Here is a 6,274-nt window from a genome sequence, read left to right as displayed (position 1 = left end):
TAGAAACATGATCAAAAAATAAGTTAATAAAATCAATTATCTTCTTTTCACTTCTATAATTGGTCGGTAGTGATTCTGTCCTAGCTCCTAGGATCCTATCAAAACTAAGAAATAAACCTTTATCTCCTCCACGCCAAGAATAGATACTTTGTTTTTCATCCCCTACAACAATTATATTGTCACAACCCTTAGCTATGGGCTCAATTATCCTCCACTGAGATACACTGGTATCCTGTGCTTCATCTAAAAATAAAGTTGATATCTTACCTCCGATTATCTCATAGAAATTATCCGTAACTACACCGTCTTTTATAAGATCTAAATCATCTTTTACCATATATTCACTGGTATAATTGGTTATATCGGAAAATGTAAACTTCTTTTCCCTAAATTTTATCTCATCGTAGATAGACCTAGTTATCTTCTCTATCTCTAATATATCTTTTTCATAGGGGACTATCTCTTCAATAAAGATAATTCTTTCAAGCAACCTGTTGATCTCGCTTTGAACTTCCAAAACCAGAGCCTTTATATGTTCTCTAGCTTTCCCACCCATTTGAGTTCCATTAACAATTTTATTTTCTAAAAAATCTTTTCTTTTATCCAATATAAGATTAATCAATTTTTCCTTATCGTCTATAACTCCGTGAAACTCTTCATCTATAATTTTCCCTGCTTTAGCCAAAACTTTTTCATAGATCTTGCCGTGATCTGTTACCAGTTCATCAACTAATTCAAAAGTTCTCACTATATTTCTATATAATTCAGCTTTTACACTTTCTATATCATCATTTATTTCTTTTTCCCCTATTAGAGCAAATTTCCACCTTTCCTCAGATATTTTTTTTATAAGATCAATATATTTTTCTACCTCTCTATCTGCTGTTTTTTCCAAGAATTTTTTTATCTTATGAAATTCTTCCCCTTTTATGATTCTACTAAATACCTCACCATATATCTCCTCCGCTTCTACAGTGTTACTCATAGAATAAGTATATATATTGAGTGAAGGTCCTATGGCTTTTTTAAATATTTGAGCAATAAATGAATCAATTGTATAAATTCTTATCTTGTCTTTATTTAATAGCAACTCATTTTTAACTTTTTTTATCTTATCTGTATCTATCATAATTTCTGGATACAGAGTCTTTATATTTTTTTCTAATTCTTTATCTCCTCGACTTAGGTCATCTAAAAACTCAAAAATCCTAACTTTTAATTCTGCTGTAGCTGCCCGGGTAAAGGTCATAAATAATATTTCATTGTAATCTTCACCTAATAATATTTTAGATATATATTCTATAGCAAGTCTGTAAGTTTTCCCCGTTCCTGCACTGGCTTTCACTACTTTTCTATTCTTATTCTCCCTTGATTTCATCTAATTCACCAACCTTACAGATATCTATATATTCACATCTATTACACTTACTCGTCTTATTTCTCTCAAAAACTCCCAAGTTTAGAAGTTTTTTCAATTCTATTTCCAGAATGCCTAGTTTTTTTTCTTTCCCCTCAGGGTCTATCTTATTTCTACCAGCCTCATCTTTAACTAGTTTTATTTTTTTACTCTTTTCCAAATTTCCCTTATCCACGTTAAATATATATTTTTCTGTGAGATCTGCCTCTCCTGCATATAAAATACTATAAAAATCTAATTGCCTTTCATTTAGGTTTCCAGTTTTAAAGTCGACAATATAATCCTTTCTTTCCGTTTTGATTATCAGATCAGCTTTAGCTCTACCTGATATATCTATAGTTTTATTATTTATACCTGCCTTTAGTAGTTCCTCTATCAAGAGTCCCTTTACCTTTTCACCACGCAGTTCCTTCGATATCTTTCTAAAAAATTCCCCAACACTGTCAGCTAAATTTCTATAGATAATCTCCCTATAATACCTTTCGTTTAATCTCGGCAGTTTTAATCGCCTCCTACTTACCAATTCTTCTAAGACTCCCATAACTATTTCTACTTCTATTTTTCCTTCTTCTAATAGTGAATAATCTCTAGTCAATTCTATCTTTTTCAATACTGCCTCAAATAATTCATGGGCAAGATTTCCATATTCTCGACGCGTTAGATCCCTCTCCACCTCAAGTTCTTCCCTATTTAATTTCACTAAATACCTAAGGTACATCTTATATTTACAATTAAATAATTCATCACACATATATGCTGTTATCCCAAATGGATCATTTAGTTCACCTATCTCAAACTTCATTTCACTAGGTTTTATCCCATCAAAGAACTCTTTCCCCACTTCTATATTCTCTACTTTAGAATCAGGTTTTATTAATTCTAAATAGTTTTCCGATGATTGCTTGAGATGTTTAGATTTCACTCCAAATTGTTCTATTAGTTCTTCTACAAATGGAGAGAGAGAACTGTCAGAACCCATATTTTTTATAGCTAATATAGTAGTGTTTTCACTTGCCATGACAGCTCTGAATAAATTATATTTTTCTTCTAATCTAAGATCATCTATACTCTTTATTCCTAAGTTTTTTTTCTGTTGTTCTGTAAATAAAAAAATATTCTGTTTATTTTTAGGTATAAAACTATCTGAAATATTCATGAGTAGAAGATTTGTATGCTCTGTAGTTTTTATCTCTTCTAATCCCTGTTTCTTTGATACTGTATCAAAGTTCCCAGATATTTCCTTGAACTCTAAATACTTTAATATCAATTTTAGGAGTCCCTCTGCTGTTTTACCGTGCCCAAAAAAGTTTTTCCATCCATCTACTACATCTAAATCTTCTATAACCTCTATCTCACTGAGAGCCTCAAAATACTTTCCAATATTTTCATTCCCATCTAATATTTTTTCCAGTTGTCCAGTGGAAAAAGTAAGTTCTTCAGTCCATTTTTTTAAGTTGTCATATGTTCTCATCTTTTCTATGTCTTCAAATATCCTATAGATAAAATTTTCTTCTCCTAACCTTTCTGCTATAACATATTTCGTCAAATATTTATAACCTTCGTTTACCATCACCTTAAAACTTTCTAATTCTTCATGTGTTATATTATAGTATCTAGAGATCTCATCTCCTTTAATTATATCCACTACAGTGTGTAGTTCTAGTGCTAGTTCATTGTCTATTTCTTCCAAAGTAGACAACAATTTATGCAGTCCCTCTAAAAGGGAAAAGATCGGTAGATCCGATATATATTTAGTTTCATTAAAAAAACTATTATATTTATAGTTATCGTTATTTGCATCAAAAATTCTTATACCTTTATTTACATCATCTGTGCCTTTAATTTTATCTTGCACATCCATAACTTTTAATAGTTCTGTAAACTCATCATCTACAGTATAAACTTCTATTTTTTTAGTGATCTTAGGTATCTTATCCCCTATATTTACATCCTTTATAGCCAAAGTTTCCTCACAAAAGTCATCTCTATCCATCTGTAATCTTAGAGTTATACTAAACCCATCCCCCTCTAATTTTCCCATTATCCATTTTTCTAATGGAGTAAAATGGATCTTATTGTAGATTACTATATCTCTATATCCATTTAGACTTTTAGAACTATAATTTTCATCTTTTATTATAAAAGTTGGATCTGTATAATTTTTATTTGACAAAAAATTTATATAGTTTTTTTCTATATCTAAAAATATATCATATATTTTTTTCTGCCATTTTCTGAGATCTTTTACCTCTGTCAACCTATATTCTTTTAATAATTTAAAGAAATTTAAAAAATTGGCTGCAATATCAATCACATCATAATAACTTTCTACTCCTAATTCCTTCCTATTTTTCTTACTTAACGATCTATAAAAGGCTATTACCTGTTTTTCTTCCCGGAGTACCATCTCATCACTTAAAAACAAGTTAGTTTTAAACTCTCCCATTCCCATAAATTTCGGTTGTTTGAAAAATATATTAGGTGTCTCACTATTTCCATCTATTTCTAGACTTTCTAGATACCTTTCTTTCGCTAATTTTTTATCTACCGACTTAGGAAAAATATGTATCTTTCCTGATTCTATATTATCCATTATCTCCTGAGTATAGGAGTAGTATTTTATATTCATTTTTCCATTCTCCTTTTGGAATTTTATTTTCTTATCACAAGTTCTACTCATTTTTAAATCTATCTTCATTCCTATATTAATCTATGTCACTTTTGAGTATTTTCTTATCTATAATATCTATATACTTTTTATTATACATTAAAATTATACAACAATCATACAGTATAAAAAAGGTGTATATAAAATAATATATATTGCCTAATATAACTTTAATTTTAGTTCCCTAATTCTATTTTGTTTTCTGTTCCACTATAAAAATCACTTTTTTCATTTCAATACAAATAACAGCTTAATAAACACACAACAATATCATTTATTTGGTTATACTTATAGTTTTTTTTGATTTAATACCTAAACTGTGTTAAAATAGGAAAAAGAATACAATGTGAAGTAAATTAAGTGATTACTTAATTGGCGAGACTTACAATGTTTTATAATAGTGTAGGTACGAACTAATTGAAAAAAAGGAAAATTTAATTGAAAAATATTTGTAGAACTGGGGTTTACTTAGGGTCTCGATTGAGGCAATGAGTTATGCTACTTATGTGGCATATTGTGAGTCTATATGACGAAACTTAAACACTCTAACTCTGCTACCTTTATGGTGGTCGAGTTAGGGTGTTTTTTTATTTTTAAGGAGTGATTATGTTAAAAAAAGAAATTAACAAGTTGGATATATTGTCGTTGGCCATAGGAGCCATTATTGGATGGGGAGCTTTTGTTCTTCCAGGAAGTTTATTTTTAAAGGCAGGAATTTTAAATTCAACTATTGCAATAGTTACAGGGGCATTTATAATGGTTGTAATTGAAAAAAATTATGGTTATCTGCTCCATAAATTTCCGGTAGCTGGGGGAGAATACGCCTTCACCTATGATGCTTTTGGATGGAAACATGCATTGACATGTGGATGGTTTTTATCTCTAGCATACATAAGTATTGTCCCATTAAACGCTACAGCATTAGCATTAGTAGCCAAATTCACTATGCCGGGAATTTTAGAAGTAGGTCATCTATATAGTATTGCAGGATCGGAGATCTATTTAGGAGAAGTAGGAGTGGCAATCTCTGCTCTTTGTTTATTCGGTTACTTAAATATCAAAGGGATAAAACTAGCTTCTCAACTACAAAAAGTCATGGTTATTTTATTAGTAGGAATAGTTTTTTTATTTTTAAGTTTAGTTATTGCTAGAGCAGGAATAAGCAATCCAAATACCATGTCATTTATAGATTCAGAAACAGTAAGTTTACCTAAAATATTAAAAATACTATCTATTGCTCCAATGTTATTTGTAGGGTTTGATTGTATTCCACAGGTAGCAGAAGAATTAGATTTCGAAGCTAAAGAAGCATCACAACTAGCTATAATTTCCATCTTAGTAGGAGGACTGGTTTACGTTTTAATCATCCTTTTTACTTCTTTTGGAGTTACAAGTGAGCAAATAATGAATGGTGAAATTTCTTGGGCAACTGGCTATACTACAGAATATTATTTTGGTAAAATAGGTATAGTATTTTTAATAATAGCACTTGTTTCAGCCATAATAGCAGGAATAAATGGCTTTTATATGGCTGCTAGTAGATTATTATTTGCCATGTCTAGAGGAAAGATATTACCAGAATTTTTCGGTGTATTAGACCCTAAATATCATACTCCTAAAAATGCAATTTTATTTACTCTAGGTATATCTTTGATAGCTCCTTGGTTTGGTAGAAATGTATTGTTATGGATAGTTGGAACTTCTAGTGTAGGAGCTTCTATTGGATATCTATATACGAGCCTTTCATCTTATAAACTTTACAAAGAAGAATATGGAAAAGTATTTTTTCCGAGTGTTTTCGGTTCTATCTCAGGAGTAGTATTTTTAATTCTCTTATTGGTTCCAGGATTAAAGAGTTCCCTTAGTCTTCCATCTATAGTTGTTTTAGTAGTTTGGGGTATCATAGGACTTTCTTTTTATAAATTTTATGACCTTCAAGTCATGCACTATACTGTGGAAGAATTAGACGAACTAATTCTAAATAGAGATGCAGATGGTAATTTTAAAGAAAAATAAAAAGTAATATGATTCTAGAAAATTAAAAAGGTAATATACAGTCTGTGTGGGTCTATCCCGAATTACGTGTACATTCAATTCCTAACTACTAGAGGAGAGCTGTTAAAACGGCTCTTTTTTTACATATATTTTTCTACTTGTTCTGGATAAATTATCACTAACATTCTTAATAT

3 protein-coding genes are annotated in these 6,274 nt (G+C 30.1%); 1 reads left to right on the top strand and 2 read right to left on the bottom strand.

Translation table 11 applies throughout. From position 1 onward, the window contains the following. Both WBG30_RS04035 and WBG30_RS04030 read right to left on the bottom strand, forming a co-directional pair. Nucleotides 1-1,378 (bottom strand): UvrD-helicase domain-containing protein (locus WBG30_RS04035; protein WP_424503362.1); only part of this gene is annotated, 1,378 nt, incomplete at its 3' end. Next, nucleotides 1,359-4,046 (bottom strand): PD-(D/E)XK nuclease family protein, encoded by a 2,688-nt coding sequence (locus tag WBG30_RS04030; RefSeq protein WP_424503361.1) that lies wholly within the window; start codon nucleotides 4,044-4,046, stop codon nucleotides 1,359-1,361. The genes WBG30_RS04035 and WBG30_RS04030, both read right to left, overlap by 20 nt. Before the next feature lie 645 nt (nucleotides 4,047-4,691). On the opposite strand from WBG30_RS04030, the gene WBG30_RS04025 reads away from it, so the two are divergent. After that, complete coding sequence (locus WBG30_RS04025; protein ID WP_424503360.1) at nucleotides 4,692-6,101, top strand: APC family permease; 1,410 nt, start codon at nucleotides 4,692-4,694, stop codon at nucleotides 6,099-6,101. The last annotated feature ends 173 nt before the right edge of the window (nucleotides 6,102-6,274 follow it).

Origin of the sequence: Psychrilyobacter sp. (assembly GCF_049671765.1) — a bacterium.
Taxonomy (GTDB): Bacteria; Fusobacteriota; Fusobacteriia; order Fusobacteriales; family Fusobacteriaceae; genus Psychrilyobacter.
This window is presented reverse-complemented; position numbering and strand designations above follow the sequence as displayed.